This window comes from Paenibacillus sp. 1182 (genome assembly GCF_017833915.1).
Lineage (GTDB): Bacteria > Bacillota > Bacilli > Paenibacillales > Paenibacillaceae > Paenibacillus > Paenibacillus polymyxa_D.
In genome coordinates, this window is record NZ_JAFICR010000015.1 from 29,696 (window position 1) to 49,390 (window position 19,695).

Sequence of the window (19,695 nt, forward strand, 5' to 3'; positions counted from 1 at the left end):
ATTAAATATCGATTAAATATCATACTGATCGGTAAGATATTTTTCCCAGTAAATATAACTCATTAAAAAGAATACTGTCAATAAAAACGGTTAAAAAACTTTGATTTATCATCATATTGATTTCCCTCTTGTCGGGATAAATCAACCTGCATTTGACAATCTAAAGGGCTAATTATAAAATAATAACATACTATTCGGTATGCAAATAAAGACCCGTGACAACTATGATCAGAGTCATTGAACTAAAAATAAAATCAAGAGTAACGAGAGGTATTGATTATGGGAAGAATCCGCGAATTTGACGAAGAAAAAGTATTAGATGCAGCTATGCAAATATTTTGGGAAAAGGGATATGAAGCTACTTCATTGAGTGATTTAACTTCCAGAATGGAAATTCAACGACCTAGTATATATTCCACTTTTGGGGGCAAAAAAGAATTGTTCGAAGCTGCGCTGCGCAAATACATGATGTCCCGCGCTTCTCTGATCCGAACCAAACTTCAAAGCATTCCATCTGTAAAAGAAGCATTTCGCACTTTTTTTGAGGATGTAGTTGAAGAGGAATATGCGGAAAACCCTAGAAAAGGATGCTTTTGCATTAATACAATGGTTGAACTTGCACCTCATGATGAGAAATTTGAAGTTCTTACAAGGGAACATCAAATGTACCTATCGGTCATTTTTCAAGAAACCATTGAACGAGGTATACAATCAGGTGAGCTTGAGGTCAGGCTCGATGCGAAGGCTGTATCACAGGCGCTAGTCGTATCGTTAATTGGAATGACCGTAATGATAAAGTCTCGTCCAGAACGATCATTTATTAATAACACGATAGAGGTGACACTTACACTTCTTAAATAATTCGGAATGAACTTAATTTTGAATATATATGCTTTATTGTGTATAATAATTCAAAACTAATAAAAAAGGGAGTGCATCTAATGTCATTTTTAATAAGGAACGCTAAGCCTGATGATTTAAACAGTTTAACCGAGTTAATGTATGAATACATCGTTGGTTTTTATCAAAACCCTAGGCCACCTATCGAAAAAATCCATAATTTGATACACACCCTTTTTGAGCAGCAAAGCGGTATACAATTTGTGGCGGAACAAAATGGAGAATTAATCGGCTTTGCTACATTATTCTTTACCTTTAGCACGATGAAAGCAGACAAAGTCACTGTTATGAACGATCTATTTGTATTGGAACCATTTAGAGATACAGAAGTAGAAACACAGCTTTTTTTAGAATGTCAAAAATACTCACGAAATCAAGGCTATGCTCATATGGCCTGGATAACTTCTACCGAGAATAAACGCGCTCAAATTTTCTTTAAAAAGATGGATGCTGTCCAAGGGAGAGATTGGGTTCACTTTTCATCGTAACAATACTTTTGATACGATTTTCCGCGCTAACGGCAGTTCAAAGGGCACCCGATTGGGTGCCCTTTGTTCGTAACACATGTTTTCACGCATGCGGATATGGAAACATGCTGATACCCGTGCCTTCATGGCCTCCCTTTGCTGTCTGGATATAGAGTATACTAGATGAGTATAAGTTCGGTACACGATGACATGATATATGTAATGGTACTTAAATACAGCACAGAAGAGGTTGAAAATGAGTCAGAAGCATTTTACAGATTACACATTAAGTGAAGAAATTGTAAGAGCGCTGAATAGCTTGGGCTATGAGACGCCAACAGAGATTCAGACGGAAGTCATTCCAGTGGCGCTTGAAAAGAAGGATCTTGTCGCCAAATCGCAAACAGGTAGCGGCAAAACAGCGGCCTACGGCATTCCAATCTGTGAGCTAGTAGATTGGAATGAGAATAAGCCCCAAGCTTTAATCCTGACGCCAACCCGTGAACTCGCGTTACAGGTCACCGAAGACATCACGAATATTGGACGCTTTAAGCGGATCAAAGCAACACCCCTTTATGGGAAACATCCTTTTCATATCCAAAAGGCTGAGTTAAAACAAAGGACGCATGTGGCTGTAGGTACGCCAGGACGTGTACTGGATCATATTGAACGAGGGACGTTACCGTTAGATCGGATTGCCTATCTCGTGATTGATGAAGCTGATGAGATGCTGAATATGGGCTTTATCGAGCAAGTTCAGTCGATTATTCAAGCGCTGCCTAGTGATCGGGTTACCATGTTATTCTCCGCTACCTTCCCTGAGGACGTAGCCACACTGTCACGTAAATATATGAAAGATCCTGTTAGAATTGAGATTAAAGCGACTGGTATAACGACCGCTACAATTGATCACTCTCTTATTCAGGTGAAGGAGTCAGACAAGCTGGCACTACTGCAAGATCTGCTCATTGTTGAGAATCCTGACAGCTGCATTATTTTCTGTCGTACGCAGGAGAATGTAGATACATTATTCAGGGCATTGGCTGATCTTGAATATCCATGTGATCGCATTCATGGTGGCATGGAGCAAGACGAGCGATTTGAGGTAATGAATGCATTCAGAAGGGGTCAATTTCGTTACTTGATTGCAACAGATGTTGCCGCACGAGGAATTGATATCACGAATATCACCCATGTCATTAACTACGATATTCCCCTTGAGAAGGAAAGCTATGTTCACCGCACAGGACGTACGGGACGTGCTGGCAAAACGGGGAAGGCCATTTCCCTCATCACTCCTAAGGATGGCCGAAGATTAGCTGATATCGAAGCATATATTGGATTCGCGATTCCGCAGGTAAAGGCTCCCTCAGAAGAGGCTGTTGACCTCCGTAGAGAAGATTTTGAGCAAAAACTGCATGTAAAAACCGCACTCAAAAAAGATAAGCGCGAGCAATTAAACCAACAGATTATGAAGCTGAATTTTAACGGTGGTAAGAAGAAAAAACTTAGAGCAGTCGACTTCGTGGGGACCATCGCTAAGCTTGACGGAGTCAACGCAGATGATATCGGGATCATTACGATTCTAGATAATGTGACAGATGTCGAGATTCTGAATGGCAAGGGTCCATTGGTGCTTGAGATTATGAAGAATACAACCGTAAAGGGTAAGCTGTTAAAGGTACGCAAAGGGAATAATAAGTAGAAGTATGCTGCATAAAAGAAGGTGAGGCAACCCCGCCCGTACAGCCGATAGTTTTCGTTAGCTAACGGGCGGGATTGCCGAGTTTACCTCTTGATCGTTTAATTCATCTTTCCATTTTGAATTTGCAAGAAAATTGTGTGCTCTCTTGGATAAAACCAATAGTCATCTTCACCTTATCAATGACTTAACTTAACTTAACTTAATTTTATTTTATCTCTCATTCCTTCCACTTTACCTAATCCATAGGTTGTTTTGGAAAAGCACTCCTGAATCGTTTCAGAGATTACTTACTATTACGACGTCTAAACTTATTAAAAATGTAATGTCTAAATAGAACAATTGAAATTTCGGGTAGCAATACAGCAAATATGTATAACAATATAATGAATGGTAATGACGAAATGAAAATTTCAGCGCCCTGGTCTGTTTTCACACGTTCAACTAGCAGCCACCACATAGGTACGGATACAATCCACATCAAGGCATTAGAGATGATTACATAAAGAGTATTTTTCCATAACAGACAAAACAAAATTGCAATAATGGCCGGGATAGTCCATGAACCTATCCTATGACTATTACTTAATATAACAAATGCTATAACAGGATATAAAAGTGCAACCACCATCTGGACTCCCCTATTATCATAAACCCTCATTTCTTATCTCCTTTTTATATTTTTACAATCTCTTTTCAAATTTTTGATAGGTATACTTCATCATTCTATTTATTTCCACAATAAAAATCCAAGCTCTATGAAACCAACAACGTTGGTGATAATTGTTCTGCTTTATCGTACTCTCTTAGAGAGTAGATTTAATACTAAAAAAATTTAGAAAAGGTGTCCCTTTCGGTCATCTTCATTTGTTATACAGGTATAGTTTTCTTTTTGATCAGAGGAGGTGCCTAAATTTTTGAATGAGGAAATCGAATACAAAATCAAACGAGTTCAAGCTGGCGAAATCCAGGATTACGCCTACATTGTGAAGGAGTATCAGCGTCAGATATTTGTGTATTGCTGGCGGCTATTAGGAAGTGAGCATGAGGCAGAAGAAGCCGTACAGGATATTTTGGTCAAAGCTTTTGAAAAAATTAACATGTACAAACCGACAATGGGCTTCTCCTCCTGGCTGTATAAAATGGCTTATCATCACTGCCTGAACTTGATTCGCAGGAAGAATCTACAGCGCAAATTTAAGATTACCCTGTTCACCTCAACTAATATGACTTCAGACAGTGCTGCGCAGGTTTTGGAACGTCAGCTTTTCAGTGAACCGCTGAGCCGGGCATTAGACCAACTGAATGCAGAAGAACGAAACCTGTTGGTGCTGCGCATTTTTGAAGAAAAAACGTTTGGAGAAATCGGGGAAATTATGAACAAGAGCGAGGAAGCTATCAAGAAAAAATACGGCAGAACAAAAACAAAGCTCAAAAAAATGATGGAACCCATAAAGGAGGACCCGAAATGCGTGAATTACAAGGCAGAAATCAGGAACAAAATCTGAAATACACCGATCCAAAAGACAAAGACTTAAAAAACATGGACAAGCTGACAGAACCAGAAAGTGTCCTAAAAATCCAAGCTTTTGACGTTTCTGACAAAGTGATGGAACAGGTCTACCAAAAGGTGACGCCCAAAAAGGGGTTCATTGTAAAAATGCGTCTTCAACCGCGCATTACCGCTCCCATTATGATCTTACTTTTTGTGTTAGGGGCTTCTGTGACCGGATACGCCGCTTCGCAATATCTTGAATTCCGCAACAGTAAGGGCGACGTTGTATTAAATACCGCCAAAACACCTGCCGAAACGGACGCCTCGAAAACGTATACCTCCACCTACGCACAGTGGAACGAAAAAGTGAAAGATCGCTTGCAGCCCGGAGAGTATGCCGCCTATTACGTCAAGGATGATTCTATGAATCAGAACAACCTATCTAATCCGGCCCTGTTTGCGTACAAGCCAGCTGAACTTTCAAGTTTCAACAGCTTACAAGATGAAATCAAGCGAACTGAGGCTCCATTATTCAGCAACCCCACTCATCTACCGGATGGCTATCAGTTTGAATTCGGATACGTCTATCCAGGCGCTGCATATCCTAGGATGATGGATAAAAAGGAATATCGAGCTTTAACCGATAAACTGATGCAACAGGCCAAAGCTGCACCGGAGGGTGAACATCTGTTTATTCAAAAGCTGAGCTGGGACAAGTCAGACACCTCCTTTGCCCGGTATGCGAGAGGAAACGACTATGTAAACATTACCGTCACCAAATACACTCCTGAAGTCACAAAGACAACCATCATGCAAAATGAACAGGATTCGGCTGAGCAACTGACAATTAAAGGAACCAAGGCCTATTACATCAGGGCAAGCAAAACAAGCAATCCCTTGGAGGCCGGAAAAAACCGACTGGGCTGGCTTGATGAAAAAAGACGGTTACACTTCAACATATCTGATAACCAGGACAGTCCACTGACCAAGGAAGACCTGGTAAAAATAGCCGAGGATCTGCTTAACGGTTCACCGCAATAGCTATAAAAGAAAAGCTTTGAAGAGAGACCATCCTTTTTTAGGGGTGGTCTCTTTTTGGAGAATAGTCCTTATACCTTTTCCTCACAAACTATTACGGCATGTTCCACAATCTTTTCACCTCAACTAATTCCTGATCATTGAATTCCATTCTGTATACGTCTGGCTTGGATGTGTGTAGTAAAAAATTCAAATCGTACTGCTTGTCATAATGCCCCATCATTAAAGTCATTACAGCTCCATGAGTGCCTAATGCGACTTTCCGTCCTCGGTAGATTATTAGCAATTCCTTTAAGACTGTTATACTTCGATTCTGACAAACTGCATTAGACTCTCCTCCCGTTAAAGCAAAGTTGGGATCAGAAAATGACTTATCTAACAAAGGGAATAATTCATCATCGGGCATTCGGTTGTCTTCATTCAAAAAAATTCTTTCTTTAAGATCCTCGAGTATTAAAACTTCTTGTCCTGAGCATTGAGCTAATTCTTGAATGGTTAGGATTGCCCGTTGATATGGACTTGAAACGAAAACCTCGATCCCCTCTCCTCTCAATAACTCAGTTATTTGAAAAGCATCTGACTTACCTTTATCAGTCAAACCTCTTGTTCTTTCATTTCCTTCCGTCTTTGGTGATTCGCCATGTCTCACCATGTAAATGAAAGTTTTCATATTAACCTCCACGGATCACCCGATAAACTTCTCAATCAACTGAGACACTAAGAGAATTACGCAAATGTTTAACATCACTCATCGGTGGCCGTCCAAACATGCGTCCATATTCTCGGCTGAACTGCGAAGGACTCTCATAGCCAACGCGAAAGCCTACAGTGGCGGCCTCCAATCCCTCCGAGAGCAGTAAGCGGCGTGCAGCCTGCAGTCGAATGGCCTTCTGATACTGCAGAGGACTTATAGCCGTTACCTTTTTAAAGTGCTTGTGTAAGGAAGAAGGGCTCATGTTTACTTCCTTCGCCAATTCCTCGATCACAAGAGGCTTAGAGTAATCGCGGGTAATCAGATGGATCGCTTTGGAGATGCTATGTGCATAGCTGCCAACTACGGCAAATTGCCTGATTAAAGCTCCCTGCTCACCTTGTAATACACGATAAAGGATCTCGTGCGTGATAAGCGGCGCAAGAAACTGAATATCCGCAGGCGTATCCGAAAGTCTGACAAGCCGAAGCAGCGCATCAAGCAGCAGAGGGTCAAATTGGCTCACCAGTATGCCGCGTCCAGTCTTAACGTTACATGGAGGAGGACTCTTCTTGATAATGTCCAGGATGGCGTCTGGACTAATGGATAATTGAAGACTGAGATAAGGAAGCTCCGACGAGGCTTGAGTTATTTTACCAGTTACGGGAAGTTGAACTGATGTGACCATGTAGGTTGTTGGATCGTACACATAGTTTTCTCCAGCCAGCATTGCTGTCTTTGAGCCTTGCGCAACCACGTACAGGGAGGGCATATGGACCGTATGATTCAGCTCGGACACATGGCTTGCACGTCTGAAATAAAGTCCTGGCACAGACGAAACAAACGTACCGTCCGAAGACGCGCGTTGATCAATCAGACGAATCAGTTCTTGTAGATTCGTAGAAATATCAGAGGGGGGAGGAGACGAAACCATTCATGCTTCACCTTCCTTTCCGTTGAACGCTAATATTGATGTGCTAATTATATGCACGCCGAATAGGATTAGGCAAGAATTGGACTTGATCGGTCTACCTGTCTCAATTGAATTCTACTTAAAATTTACTTGCAAGGCCAACAAAGGGCCTAAGGCAAATAGATCAAAGAAAGAAGGATGGGGCTATGAGTTTGGAAGGAAGAATAGAGAACAAAGTCGTCGTGATTACAGGTGCAAGCAGCGGAATTGGAGAAGCAACAGCACTGTTGCTTGCCGAGCGTGGAGCAAAAGTCGTGCTTGGGGCGCGCGGGGTGGACCGCCTTGAAGCACTGGCGACACGTATTACGAATAGGGGTGGCGAAGCTGTCTATGCACGCACTGACGTTAGACGGCGCGAGGATCTGTGCAACCTCGTTACTTTGGCTTGCGAACGATACGGGAAGCTGGATGTTCTCGTCAGCAACGCTGGCGTTATGCCTATATCCCCTCTCGATGATCTGCGCGTGGAAGATTGGGAGCACATGATTGACGTCAACATTAAAGGCGTTTTGTATGGCATTGCTGCAGCGTTGCCTGTCTTTCGCAAACAGGGTTTCGGACATTTCGTGAACACTGCTTCTACAGCAGGACACAAGACCGTTCCGAACCAGTCGGTCTACTCTGGTACGAAGTTCGCCGTACGCGCCATCTCAGAGGGGTTGCGCCAGGAGGCTGGTGATAAACTGCGCGTAACCATCATTTCGCCAGGTATTGTGCAGACAAATTTCACCGAAAGTTTAACAGACCCGGCTATAAGAGATCAACTCGCCGTCATCCGGGATAAACTAGCCATGACACCAGACGCGGTAGCCCGCGCAATTGGATTCGCAATTGAACAACCGGCTGACATTGATGTGAACGAAATCGTGATCCGTCCAACCGCACAAATATAACATAAATAGATAGGGGCACCTCCTCTTGTGAGTGCGCCCCTATCTATTCATACATAAAGCTTTACCATGGAAGCTGTTCATCCATGTGACATCGAAAATGCAGAAGGATTGCAAAACTTTGTTTTGTTAAACAAACATTTTTAGCGGTGGGGATTTTCTTCCCACCGCTTGGTGTTGTTGCTTATTGGACTCTAAAATATATCGTAAGATTACTGTGCTTTTTATTAAAAATATTTGGATGATCGAGTTACTAGCCATGTAAAAATTAACGATGAAGCGGTTCCCTTTCGCCCAGACCGAGCACCTCCGTTGTGGAGTCATAAATTTCTTGGTAAAGCTCTGGGTTTTCCGCTAGTGACACCCCATAAGAAGGAATCATTTCTTTTATTTTTGGTTCCCACTCTTCCATATGTTGTGGGAAGCATTTTTCCAATACTTCCAGCATAACGTGAACAGCAGTAGAAGCACCCGGAGAGGCGCCGAGCAGTGCAGCTATCGAACCATCAGCAGCACTAACCACTTCTGTACCAAATTGAAGTGTTCCTTTACCGCCCTCCGTATCTTTGATCACCTGCACACGTTGACCCGCTACCACGATCCCCCAGTCCTCGATTTTGGCGTTCGGAATAAACTCGCGTAATTCTTCCAGACGCTTTTCATTCGATAACATCACTTGCTGAATCAGGTATTTGGTCAATGCCATCTCTTTTGCGCCTGCCGCCAACATCGTGATGAGATTATTGGGTTTTACAGATCCGATCAAATCCAAATTTGAGCCCGTTTTCAAGAACTTCGGTGAGAAGCCGGCAAACGGTCCAAATAGCAGTGCTTTTTGGTTACCGATATATCTTGTATCCAGATGCGGAACAGACATGGGAGGAGCACCAACCTTAGCTTTACCGTATACTTTCGCATGATGCTGGGCGACAACCTTAGGATTGTTACATACCATAAATAGTCCACTTACCGGGAATCCCCCGATATATTTGGACTCAGGAATACCGGTTCTTTGTAGCAAAGGTAGACTTCCACCCCCACCACCGATAAAGACAAATTTGGCAGTATGGTATTCGATTTTACCGTTATCCAGATTATGGACTTTGACTTTCCACGAGCCGTCGCTCGCACGTTTAATATCCTTTACACTATGCTTGTAATTGATCTCAACGTTTTTACTTTTTAAATGCTCAAACAACATGCGTGTTAAAGCACCAAAGTTGACATCTGTTCCAGAGTCGATTTTGGTTGCCGCGATTGGTTCATTCAATGTACGGCCTTCCATAATTAGCGGAATCCATTCCTTCAGCTTTTCAGGGTCGTCGGAAAATTCCATGCCTTGAAATAGAGAAATAGTTGAAAGCGCTTTAAACCTTTTTTTCAAAAAAGATACATTTTTCTCTCCTGTTACCAAACTCATATGAGGTATTGGCTTGATAAAGTCCTGAGGATTACGAATCAAATGGCTGTTTACAAGAAAAGACCAAAACTGTCTTGAAAGCTGAAACTGCTCATTAATGTCTACAGCTTTACGAATATCTATAGATCCATCAGCTTTTTCGGATGTATAGTTCAGTTCGCACAGTGCAGCATGGCCTGTACCTGCATTATTCCATTCGTTAGAGCTTTCTTCTCCTGCGTTTGCGAGTTTCTCAAACACTTTAATTTCCCATTCTGGTGCTAACTCTTTTAGCAATGATCCCAGAGTCGCGCTCATGACTCCGGCACCAATTAAGATAACGTCTGTATTTTTCTGAATGCTATTCATAAAAACCTTCCTTATCTCTTATATTTGCAAAAAAGAGCAGGCCCTCCTGCTTAGGTGATACAAGAAGCAAGGCTCCACTCAGGAACATATCTTTTCTGTCTCTATTATAACTAAAATATAATCTTTTAAAAATTATATTGTCTATTATCTGATAATTATAAATCATTTCTGCTAAAAAGTGAGAATTTTCTTTGCAAAATAATAAGAATGGATCTCAACACGCTGTATTATTGGGGCTTCACTTACTAGCAGTAATAACAGACACTGACAATTCTTCGGTAAACACACCCGTGGAGTCCATATCTAGTAGAACAGATGTTAAATCATTTTCAAATCGTACTAAATTATCACCAAAAAGGCGTCTTGAAGCAAATGATGTAGAGTACAGATTTCCAATGATCGAATCAACAGTCCATGTATATGAATAACTCGGTAAAATATGTCTTTGGACATTTTTGAATCCAGATTTTCTTACAATATCCTCATACCTCTCCTTTGGGGGAGTGTAAGTGCTATTACCAGCTCTTCTTGCGTCTCCTAGCCAACGTCTCACTACTTCGTTGACCTTGAGTTGCCAAAGTAAGGGTTCCTGCTTCCCAGTATTATCAATAATAGCTACGCCACCATTAGTATCAGAACTGTTATACAGAATGTCAAGAATGGACTCTCTATCCATCCAATGAAATGCTTTCGCAATTATAACGAGGCGAAAGACACCCCAGTCACATACGCGCTCTTCCGCCCTTCCTTGTACCCATTTAACATTGTCCAACCTTTTATCACTGGACAAACGGTTTGCTTCATCTAGCATTTCTGATTCAGTATCTACACCTACTATTTCTTCAAACCAATCACTAAATCTTAGAGCTAGCTGACCCGTTCCACATCCTAAGTCAAGCAAGCGACCTTCCCCATTCAGAGAAAACTTGTTAACTAAAAACCGAATAAGCGACGAAGGATAAGGAGGTCGATACCTAGAGTAGTACCAAGCGGTACCTTTAAATAGATCTGGACCATAATCACTCATAGCTTATAACCTTCTCTCTACTGAACTTTTAAAACATGAGAGTCACAGGGCTGCCTGTAACGGCAAGTTTTTGGGCCAATCTTTACGGGACAGGCCCTTTCTAATTGCACTAACGTTTCCTCGAATGAGCTTCATGGTTTATAAATACTTCATCATGATATTCGAAACAGTCTGTTGTTGATTCACCCAATCATAATCGGAGTTATCCATAATAAACGATTGAAAAGGAAGTTGCTCAATAATTTGTAATTCTAGCTCTCGTCGATGTTCAAGGAACTGAATATATCCCTCATACCCGTAAAGCCCCTTCTTCTTTCCATAATCTTGCTCTGTATGGTACCAAATCGTGAAATCTAACCATTCTTGAGATCTCATCGTTTTTACTCGCTCAATCGTCTCACGCACATCAGGTTGCTTCAAATAGAACAAAATTGGATTTAACTCCTGAATTTGCTCCGCAATCTGTAATACATGCCGAACAAATCGATCATTTCCAGCATCATGCCGGGCGAGTAATGCACACCCTGGGTTCTGTAAAAAACAGCATTCGAGTATGATTAGCTTTTCCTTTTCTCGCTGATCTTTAACAAAAGACTTCCAACGTTGGATCATCAATTCGCAGTACTTTTCCACGGGTACTCCATCGTAGATTTCATAACGCTGGATTTCCTCATACAAACTAGAAGGAATTTTATTTTGGGCTGATTGCTGCGCAAGCGCATATGCGATTAAAGAGTCGTTGCCATTCAAAGATACGAACGGATCAATGTAATGAAACACCTCGGAATAGATTGATCGGAGCCGATCAAGTTCTTCGTTCGGCATACATGCAACCGATTCATAATCAGCGGGATGCCGTAAATTTCCTTCTAAAAATAGTTCCGATTCTATTTGATGTGTATTTAACATGTCATGTATGTATCTAGATAATGTGGATTTGCCAGAGCCAGGTATGCCTTCGACGATAACCAGTTTCGTTTTCGTAGCTGGTACATTCGCCATAGTATCACATCCTTATGAATTAAATGATTACCTTAAGGAGAATCCAATTATCTCGTTATATCGCCAGATAGCTTAGGAACCTTTCCTTTATCTCGACATCCTTAGAAAACCAATAAAAAGCATTGGATCCTAAGGACTGACCCAATGCTTTTATAGATGGCTATCTTCTAGTTATTTAATAATTACGTATTCCAGGTTAACCAGTTTTGCATAAGTCACAATTTGGTCTGTGGTTAGATTCAAGGAAACCACAGTATGGTGACCGCCACCGTTCTCAATCCATGCCTTAACTCCATCCTGGAAGTTAGGCTTCACGTTCCACAGTACACGGGCTACCGGAAGATTTGGAGCAGGAACTGTCGGTTCAAATGCAGTAACCTCATTGATCAGCAGTTTATAATGGGTGCCAAAGTCAGCCATAGAAACAACCACACCGTCTCCTGCCTTGCCGTCAAATACCAGACGGGCTGGATCTTCACGATCGCCGATACCTAACGGAGAAACGATGACTTTAGGCTTGTTGCTCGCCAACGTTGGGTCAACTTCAAGCATATGGGATTGAAGGATCGATTCCTGACCAGCCGCTAATTCATAGGTGTAGTCTTCCATAAAGCCAGTGGATTGGTTATGGCTCATGACTTTAAGCAGGCGATCGAGCGCTGCAGTCTTCCAGTCTCCTTCACCAGCAAATCCGTATCCTTGTGCCATCAAACGTTGAACGGCAAGACCAGGGAGCTGTTTCATACCATAGAGGTCTTCGAAGTTCGTAGTGAAGGCAGTATAGCCGCCATGATCCAGGAATCGTTTAATAGCAATTTCATAGCTTGCTTGCACTCTTACACTGGCTTCCCAAGCTTCCTTGCTATAAGTACCATAATCGAATTCATAAAGTTCAGAGTATTCCGCAAACAAAGCATCAATCTCTTCTTCTTTCACAGCATTGACGTACTGAACGAGGTCGCCAATTCCGAAGTAGTCAACAGTCCATCCAAATTGAATTTGGGCTTCGACCTTATCACCTTCCGTAACGCCAACATTACGCATATTGTCGCCAAAGCGGGCGACTTTGATATTGAAGCTTTCGTTATAAGCAACCGCTACATCCATCCACTCTGCGATTTGTTTTTGCACTTCTGCACGTTCCCAGTAACCTACAACCACTTTATTCTGTTTCTTCAAGCGGGCGTTGATAAACCCATATTCACGGTCACCATGAGCTGCCTGATTGAGGTTCATGAAGTCCATGTCAATTGTAGCCCAAGGAATGCTTTCATTGTACTGTGTGGCCAAATGAAGTAGCGGCTTTTGCAGCAATTTAGTACCGCGAATCCACATTTTTGCAGGTGAGAAAGTATGCATCCAAGTGATGACACCAGCAACCTCATCACGATAGTTGACTTCTTTCATAAGGCTGGTGATTTTGTCTGCACTAACCGCCAGATCTTGCAATACAAGCGGATAAGGCAGAACGCCGCTCTTATTTAGGGCATCGGTCATTTCTTGTGCGTGTGCTTTGACTTCTGCTAATGCTTCTTCTCCATACAGATGTTGTGAACCTACGACAAACCAGAACTGTTTTGTACCTACTGTTGACATAACATTCATCCTCTTTTCTTCGTTTTTAGTTTAGTTGGTCTTACTTTTGCCCGTAGTAGGCATCTTTCCCATGTTTGCGCAAATAGTGTTTATCTAGAATGCGCTGCGGCAATTCTTCGGCAAAATGATTCAATTCCCGTGCGAATAAATTCATTTTCGAAACTTCTTCCAACACGACGCTATTCATAACTGCGGATTTCGCATCTTTCCCCCAAGTGAAGGGAGCGTGACCCTTAAGCAGGACACCTGGCACTGCTAAAATATCCAGCCCGCGCTGCTCAAAAGTTTCGATGATGACACGGCCGGTTTCCGCTTCGTAACCACGGTCGATCTCCTCTTGTGTCAGGAAACGAGCACAGGGAACAGAACCATAGAAGGTGTCTGCATGAGTAGTCCCCATTACAGGTACATCCAGGCCTGCTTGAGCCCAAATCGTCGCCCAAGTCGAATGCGTATGCACAATACCGCCGATCTCTGCGTAGTGCTTGTAAAGTACGGCATGAGTCGGTGTATCCGATGAAGGTCTCATCTCTCCTTCAACAACATTGCCGTCAAAATCAACAACCACCATATCGCTAGGTTTCATCGTGTCATAACTAACACCACTCGGTTTGATAACGAATAAGCCACGTTCACGATCAACAGCGCTTACGTTACCCCAGGTGTATTTCACGAGTCCATGTTTAGGCAAATCGAGATTGGCTTGAAATACTTCTTCTTTCAGCTGCTCTAACACGTCAATTCCTCCAGTTTTCCACTAGATTATCTACAGCAGCCTGCTCAATCGCCAGGCCTTGTGTGTAGCGTTCTAAGAATGTTTCGAACCCCTTAACATCGGAACCGTCAGGATGAATTTCTTGTCCCTCAACATCTCTAAATACTTTTTGGTCGAGGAAGTCTTCCAGACTTTCTTGTTGATCCTTGTTCATCATGTAAGAAGCCAGAATAGCCATACCCCACGCTCCGCCTTCTCCAGCTGTTGACATCACGGATACCGGGACATTCATAGCAGCCGCAACAATCTTTTGTCCGACGATAGGGGTTTTAAATAAACCACCGTGAGCCAGAATGCTGTCAATTGCGACGTATTCTTTCTTCGTCAAAATATCCATTCCGATTTTCAAAGCAGCAAATGCAGTGAACAGATGAGTCCGCATGAAATTGGCCAAATTGAAACGGCTCTCAGGAGAGCGGACAAACAACGGTCTGCCTTTCTCTATTCCGGTGATATTCTCCCCTGACAAATAGCCATAGCTGAGTAAACCACCGCCATCTGGATCCGCTTCCAAAGCCTTATTCAGCAACACACTGAACAATTGATTCGGATCCGCCTTGTGCCCCATGGCCTCATAGAATTCACGGAACAAGCCCAGCCAAGCATTGAGATCACTTGAACAGTTGTTGGCATGAACCATGCCGACCGGATTACCATTCGGTGTGGTCACCAGATCAATTTCCGGATATACCGCTGAAAGGTCTTTCTCTAATACAATCATGGCAAAAACCGAGGTTCCCACAGACACGTTGCCAGTACGTTTTCTCACACTATTCGTAGCGACCATCCCTGTTCCCGCATCACCTTCTGGAGGACAAAGCGAAATACCAGGTTGTAAATCTCCGGATTTATCTAAGATTTTCGCTCCCGCTGCGGTTAGTACACCTGCCTGCTCGCCTGAGATATGAACTTTAGGAATAATATCTTGTAACTTCCAATCGTAGCCTTTGGCTGCAATGAGTTCATCAAACTGCTTAACCATCGACTCGTTATAATCATGTGTAGTCTCATCAATTGGGAAAATCCCCGACGCGTCTCCGATACCAATTGCCTTATCGCCAGTCAGCAGCCAGTGGATATATCCAGCCAACGTCGTCATAAAATCAATATGAGGGACATGTTGCTCTTCGTTCAATATCGCTTGATACAAGTGAGCAATACTCCATCGCTCAGGAATGTTGAATTGAAATTTATCAGTTAAAGCTTTTGCTGCAACCCCGGTTGTCGCATTCCGCCAAGTCCGGAACGGAACAAGCAACTCACCCTTGCTGTCAAAAGCCATATAGCCGTGCATCATTGCAGAGAATCCTATAGAACCAACCGTACGAAGGGTGACTCCATATTTTTGCTCAACCTCTTGCTTCATTTCACGATAAGCCTCTTGCAGGCCCATAATAATACTCTCTAAGTTGTACGTCCAATATCCATCTACCAGGAGGTTTTCCCACTCATAGCTTCCAGATGCGATGGTTTCAAAACGATGATCAATCAGCACTGCCTTGATACGTGTGGATCCAAATTCGATACCAAGTGAGGTTTCTCCCTTAGTAATCGCTTGTTTAATGTCTTGATCCATGCTCACGTTACTCCTCTCTCTGAACAACTGTTATAATCGCATTAATTGAAAGAAGGCGCTTTCTTTTGTTTACAGCCTTAGTATATTTTTTGTGCGTACATTTGTCAACACAAAACCGTAGTTATACTTACAAATAATTTGACAAACCGAGTGTTTTTCTAGTTTTAACTTTAGTATTTATACAGATAGGACAATAGATTATAATAAACTCATAATTATGCTAAAATATGTACATACAAATATTATAGATGCATTAATTAGTATTAGAACAACTTGGAAAGAAGGAATAAAGTGAAACCAAAGTATCAGGTCATCCTTGAGGATATAAAAAGCAATATTCTTTCAGGGGCATACAGCGTAGGAGAACAAATTCCAACGGAATTCGCTTTGCAGGATAAGTATAAAGTTAGTCGTCAGACGGTTCGGAAGGCTATTTTGGAACTATCCAACGAAGGTTTCTTAAGAAGTGAAAAAGGATCTGGCACCTATGTCAGTAACCAATTCCGCTCAAAGACTGGTGGGAACTCCAGTAATAAAACCATCGGAGTCATCACGACCTACATCTCTGATTACATCTTCCCCTCGATAATTCGCGGGATTGAAGCCAGATTAAATGAAGATAATTATTCATTACTATTAGCGAGTACCAATAATGATGTCGCCCAGGAAAAGAAAGCCTTGGAGATGATGCTGTCCTTTGGTGTGGATGGTTTGATCATTGAGCCTACGAAGAGCAATCTATATAATCCCAATATCGCTTATTATCTGACGTTCAAGGAACAGGATGTTCCCTTCATCATGATTAATGCCTATTATGAAGAGTTGGAAGTTCCTTACTTCTGCCTCGATGACGTACAATCCAGCTATCTGGCAACCAAAGAATTGATCGCTAACGGACACACACAGATTGGTATCATTGCCAAAATGGACGATTTACAAGGAAAGTATCGAATGAAAGGCTATATCAAAGCGCTTGGAGAAGCCAAATTACGGTTTCACCCCGAGCAAGTGCTCTCATTCTATACTGAAACGAAGCAGGATTTGTCCACCAATTTGAGGAAATTTCTGACCGAACAAAGAGACGAGTTAAGCGCAATTGTCTGCTATAACGACGAGGTAGGATTAGAAGTTGTACATGTATGCAGACAACTTGGGATATTGGTGCCCGAAGACTTATCCATTATTGGTCAAGATAATTCCTATATTTCCAAGAATGCAAACATCAAACTAACGACATTAACGCACCCCCAGGAACAAATGGGACGTGATGCCGCCGATTGGGTTATTAAGAAACTTCAAGGGAAAAAGGATCTACGTAACCACACCTATTATCAGCCTGTGTTAATTGAAGGAGAGACGGTTAAGAAGAAACTGAAGTGAAAAAGGATATGTAACTGTGGTGAATTTCCGTTTTTTCTGAATGAACCATCGCCCTTTAAACCTAGTGCCTAATTGTCATATGACACTTTGGAGTGACTTGGTATGGTGGGTGGCGAAATGTAACTTGTTGGTATGACAAGTCCTTTGCCATACTTGGTTTTGCCGGACGCTATAAGGCAAAAATACATTTCAAGGAGAAATCATTCATGAAAAAAATGATTCACACCAGTCTCGCGGTTCTACTATTATCTGCTACGGTAACTACCGCGTGTATGGCACCCAACGGCGCATCAGTTGCCGCACCCGTTAACGTACCAGTTGCATCTGAGAAGGCTAGCTTGGAGGGACCGCGAGATGCTAAGGAACTAGAAGCTTTTGCGGATGGCGTTTTTGCGGACAAGATGAAGAAGTATAATACAGTTGGTTCTAATTTTGTGGTCGTTGCAGGTGGGAAAGTGATGCTAAGCAAAGGTTACGGGTATGCCGACAAGGGCAAAAAAATTCCTGTTGATAAAAATACCGTTTTCCAAATCGGCTCTGTTACAAAGTCATTCACTGCATTGGCAGCTATGCAGTTGGTCGATAAGGGGAAAATGGATTTAAAACGCGATATCCAAGAGTATTTAGGAGGAATAAAGGTTCCGAATAAAACAGGAAAAAAACTGACGATGTTTGATCTACTTACATATTCAAGTGGATTTGATGAACCAGATATTTCCATGGAAATGCATCCAGAATACGCGGACAAATATTTTCCGATGAAGAAGTTCATTGCATCAAATATGCCAACTGTTGTCAGGACTCCAGGAGAAGCGTACACTTATGACAATTTTGGTTTCATGCTAGCGGGATATGCTGTAGCAAACGTAACGGGTATGTCATATTCCAAATATATGGAAAAGAATATTTTCAAACCGTTAGGTATGAATTCGACGAATGTGCGGTTTACCCCCCAATTGTTAAGCAGAATGGCTGCTCACTATGGACCAACAGGCGAACTGATACCCTTGGACGGGTTTAAACCAACGGAAAAACCTGAAGGCGGTATCGTCTCAACAGCAGATGACATGGCGAAGTACCTTATTATGCACCTGAACAAAGGCAAGTACAAAGGTAAAGAAGTAGTGAGTCCAAAGAGCATAGAGCAAATGCACACATACCAATTATTCCCTGATAAGGAGTTCCCGGTCACAACAATTGGATTCGAAGGCTACTTCAAAGAGAAGATGAATAATCAGCATGTGATTCTAAAAGGAGGAAATGTTACAGGGCATTCTTCCTTGATTGTTATTCTGCCTGAGAAGAATACAGCAATGTACATGTCCTACAATAACGACTCCATGATGAGTCTTGACGTGTATGAGGAATTTATGAATCATTATTATCCGAGAAAATCAGAACTTCCAAAGTCAACCTACGCGACAATAAGTGAGCAGCAGGCCCAAGACTACGTGGGATTATACCAAAACACGCGTATCGCTGCCTTAAGGACGAAGGTTTCGTATTCGGACGGGAAATTAATAATGGAGACAGGAACATCAGGCAAACATACACTAAAAATGATCCACCCTTTATTATTTGAAGATGAATCAGGTAATAAATTGACGTTTAATAAAAATCAAGCAGGCCATATTGCATATTTGTATTACATGCAACTCCCAGACCTCGTTGCTTATGCGCAAAAAATAAACATTGATTCACCATTTTCTGATGTACCTGCGGATAGTAAATATATTCCATATATAAACAACCTTAATGCTTTGAAAGTCATGAGCGGAAAATCAGCCCACCTCTTCGATCCGAAAGGAACGATGACTCAGAGAGAATTCTCAGAAGTGCTGCTGCGCGCCCACGGGTGGTATAAACAACCTTTCATGATTGAACCGAATACAAAACAGATGATGGCCGGACTACGTAATTATCAGCCTAATTCTCCTATCACTAGACAAATGGCGGCGGTAATGATCCAGAACCTGAAACAGGTTGAGCCTGGAATTAAGGTTAAATTGGGTGGCGAAACGGATGCTTGGGCAGTTAAAGCCATCACAGCTCTTGTTTCCCAAGGTATCATGGACCCGAATACCAAGATCAATTTAGACGGCTCCATAGACTTCCGCTCCAAACAGCTTTTGAAGCGTCAAGAAGCCAGTGCCTTGTTGGATCAAGCATTTAATTACTATACGTTGCCAATCAGTCACTAATTCAAAAGGATTAAGTAAATTTTCTACCGTAAAGGACAGTGCTTACTTCGGGATTAACGAAAAAAAGCGCGAGTGCAGGGGGGATTTCCCCATGACTCGCGCTTTTTGGCTCATCTCGCCCATTCGAGGATGTTATGGGCAAGCAAAAGCCAACCGATAAGGGCACGGTACTAGCAGGCACCTAAGGAGGCGTACCGAAAGTCTGCCGACCGCG

16 protein-coding genes are annotated in these 19,695 nt (G+C 42.3%); 8 read left to right on the plus strand and 8 right to left on the minus strand.

What is annotated here, in order from left to right; genetic code table 11:
• The first annotated feature begins 279 nt into the window (after nucleotides 1-279).
• The 5 genes from JOD82_RS24225 (at nucleotide 280) to JOD82_RS24245 (ending at nucleotide 5,605) form a co-directional block, all read left to right on the plus strand.
• Entirely contained in the window at nucleotides 280-861 is a 582-nt protein-coding gene (locus JOD82_RS24225; protein WP_209950101.1) for a TetR/AcrR family transcriptional regulator, read from the plus strand.
• Nucleotides 862-941: 80 nt separating this feature from the next.
• Nucleotides 942-1,388 carry a GNAT family N-acetyltransferase gene (locus JOD82_RS24230; RefSeq protein WP_029518883.1) on the plus strand — a complete coding sequence of 149 codons (447 nt, stop codon included), beginning with the start codon at nucleotides 942-944 and terminating at the stop codon, nucleotides 1,386-1,388.
• 235 nt (nucleotides 1,389-1,623) lie between these two features.
• Nucleotides 1,624-3,072 carry a DEAD/DEAH box helicase gene (locus JOD82_RS24235; protein ID WP_209950102.1) on the plus strand — a complete coding sequence of 483 codons (1,449 nt, stop codon included), beginning with the start codon at nucleotides 1,624-1,626 and terminating at the stop codon, nucleotides 3,070-3,072.
• A 914-nt stretch (nucleotides 3,073-3,986) separates the two neighbouring features.
• Nucleotides 3,987-4,577, plus strand: coding sequence for an RNA polymerase sigma factor (locus tag JOD82_RS24240; protein ID WP_029518886.1), 591 nt, complete (start codon nucleotides 3,987-3,989; stop codon nucleotides 4,575-4,577).
• A complete protein-coding gene (locus JOD82_RS24245) occupies nucleotides 4,538-5,605 on the plus strand; it encodes a DUF4367 domain-containing protein (RefSeq protein WP_165145527.1) in 1,068 nt (355 codons plus the stop codon). Before JOD82_RS24240 ends, JOD82_RS24245 begins: the two co-directional genes overlap by 40 nt.
• Before the next feature lie 91 nt (nucleotides 5,606-5,696).
• Here the strand turns inward: JOD82_RS24245 and JOD82_RS24250 are convergent, their stop codons facing one another.
• Both JOD82_RS24250 and JOD82_RS24255 read right to left on the minus strand, forming a co-directional pair.
• A complete protein-coding gene (locus JOD82_RS24250; RefSeq protein WP_209950103.1) occupies nucleotides 5,697-6,272 on the minus strand; it encodes a histidine phosphatase family protein in 576 nt (191 codons plus the stop codon).
• A gap of 31 nt (nucleotides 6,273-6,303) precedes the next feature.
• Nucleotides 6,304-7,227: an AraC family transcriptional regulator gene (locus tag JOD82_RS24255; RefSeq protein ID WP_029518889.1), complete on the minus strand. Its 924-nt coding sequence runs from the start codon at nucleotides 7,225-7,227 to the stop codon at nucleotides 6,304-6,306.
• Between the two features lie 185 nt (nucleotides 7,228-7,412).
• Between JOD82_RS24255 and JOD82_RS24260 the strand changes: the two genes are divergently transcribed.
• Entirely contained in the window at nucleotides 7,413-8,159 is a 747-nt protein-coding gene (locus tag JOD82_RS24260) for an SDR family oxidoreductase (RefSeq protein ID WP_049817054.1), read from the plus strand.
• A gap of 265 nt (nucleotides 8,160-8,424) precedes the next feature.
• Here the strand turns inward: JOD82_RS24260 and JOD82_RS24265 are convergent, their stop codons facing one another.
• The 6 genes from JOD82_RS24265 to JOD82_RS24290 form a co-directional block, all read right to left on the minus strand.
• Entirely contained in the window at nucleotides 8,425-9,924 is a 1,500-nt protein-coding gene (locus tag JOD82_RS24265) for a malate:quinone oxidoreductase (protein ID WP_029518891.1), read from the minus strand.
• Nucleotides 9,925-10,162: 238 nt separating this feature from the next.
• Nucleotides 10,163-10,951: a class I SAM-dependent methyltransferase gene (locus JOD82_RS24270; protein ID WP_029518892.1), complete on the minus strand. Its 789-nt coding sequence runs from the start codon at nucleotides 10,949-10,951 to the stop codon at nucleotides 10,163-10,165.
• A 138-nt stretch (nucleotides 10,952-11,089) separates the two neighbouring features.
• Entirely contained in the window at nucleotides 11,090-11,953 is an 864-nt protein-coding gene (locus JOD82_RS24275; RefSeq protein WP_069012328.1) for a P-loop NTPase family protein, read from the minus strand.
• A gap of 171 nt (nucleotides 11,954-12,124) precedes the next feature.
• Nucleotides 12,125-13,549 carry an L-arabinose isomerase gene (gene araA, locus JOD82_RS24280; protein WP_029518894.1) on the minus strand — a complete coding sequence of 475 codons (1,425 nt, stop codon included), beginning with the start codon at nucleotides 13,547-13,549 and terminating at the stop codon, nucleotides 12,125-12,127.
• Nucleotides 13,550-13,589: 40 nt separating this feature from the next.
• Nucleotides 13,590-14,285: an L-ribulose-5-phosphate 4-epimerase gene (locus JOD82_RS24285; RefSeq protein WP_013373853.1), complete on the minus strand. Its 696-nt coding sequence runs from the start codon at nucleotides 14,283-14,285 to the stop codon at nucleotides 13,590-13,592.
• A 1-nt stretch (nucleotide 14,286) separates the two neighbouring features.
• Nucleotides 14,287-15,900: a xylulokinase gene (locus JOD82_RS24290; protein WP_069012329.1), complete on the minus strand. Its 1,614-nt coding sequence runs from the start codon at nucleotides 15,898-15,900 to the stop codon at nucleotides 14,287-14,289.
• A gap of 291 nt (nucleotides 15,901-16,191) precedes the next feature.
• On the opposite strand from JOD82_RS24290, the gene JOD82_RS24295 reads away from it, so the two are divergent.
• Both JOD82_RS24295 and JOD82_RS24300 read left to right on the plus strand, forming a co-directional pair.
• Entirely contained in the window at nucleotides 16,192-17,280 is a 1,089-nt protein-coding gene (locus JOD82_RS24295) for a GntR family transcriptional regulator (protein ID WP_029518896.1), read from the plus strand.
• Between the two features lie 206 nt (nucleotides 17,281-17,486).
• Nucleotides 17,487-19,481: a serine hydrolase domain-containing protein gene (locus tag JOD82_RS24300; RefSeq protein WP_029518897.1), complete on the plus strand. Its 1,995-nt coding sequence runs from the start codon at nucleotides 17,487-17,489 to the stop codon at nucleotides 19,479-19,481.
• The last annotated feature ends 214 nt before the right edge of the window (nucleotides 19,482-19,695 follow it).

What these genes read in the sequence shown, in the direction of transcription:
- JOD82_RS24270 (WP_029518892.1), bottom strand. Translation starts at nt 10,951, where the DNA reads ATGAGTGATTATGGTCCAGATCTATTTAAAGGTACCGCTTGGTACTAC.
- JOD82_RS24235 (WP_209950102.1), top strand. Translation starts at nt 1,624, where the DNA reads ATGAGTCAGAAGCATTTTACAGATTACACATTAAGTGAAGAAATTGTA.
- JOD82_RS24225 (WP_209950101.1), top strand. Translation starts at nt 280, where the DNA reads ATGGGAAGAATCCGCGAATTTGACGAAGAAAAAGTATTAGATGCAGCT.
- JOD82_RS24275 (WP_069012328.1), bottom strand. Translation starts at nt 11,953, where the DNA reads ATGGCGAATGTACCAGCTACGAAAACGAAACTGGTTATCGTCGAAGGC.
- JOD82_RS24300 (WP_029518897.1), top strand. Translation starts at nt 17,487, where the DNA reads ATGAAAAAAATGATTCACACCAGTCTCGCGGTTCTACTATTATCTGCT.
- JOD82_RS24230 (WP_029518883.1), top strand. Translation starts at nt 942, where the DNA reads ATGTCATTTTTAATAAGGAACGCTAAGCCTGATGATTTAAACAGTTTA.
- JOD82_RS24265 (WP_029518891.1), bottom strand. Translation starts at nt 9,924, where the DNA reads ATGAATAGCATTCAGAAAAATACAGACGTTATCTTAATTGGTGCCGGA.
- JOD82_RS24245 (WP_165145527.1), top strand. Translation starts at nt 4,538, where the DNA reads ATGCGTGAATTACAAGGCAGAAATCAGGAACAAAATCTGAAATACACC.
- JOD82_RS24255 (WP_029518889.1), bottom strand. Translation starts at nt 7,227, where the DNA reads ATGGTTTCGTCTCCTCCCCCCTCTGATATTTCTACGAATCTACAAGAA.
- JOD82_RS24260 (WP_049817054.1), top strand. Translation starts at nt 7,413, where the DNA reads ATGAGTTTGGAAGGAAGAATAGAGAACAAAGTCGTCGTGATTACAGGT.
- JOD82_RS24290 (WP_069012329.1), bottom strand. Translation starts at nt 15,900, where the DNA reads ATGGATCAAGACATTAAACAAGCGATTACTAAGGGAGAAACCTCACTT.
- araA (WP_029518894.1), bottom strand. Translation starts at nt 13,549, where the DNA reads ATGTCAACAGTAGGTACAAAACAGTTCTGGTTTGTCGTAGGTTCACAA.
- JOD82_RS24250 (WP_209950103.1), bottom strand. Translation starts at nt 6,272, where the DNA reads ATGAAAACTTTCATTTACATGGTGAGACATGGCGAATCACCAAAGACG.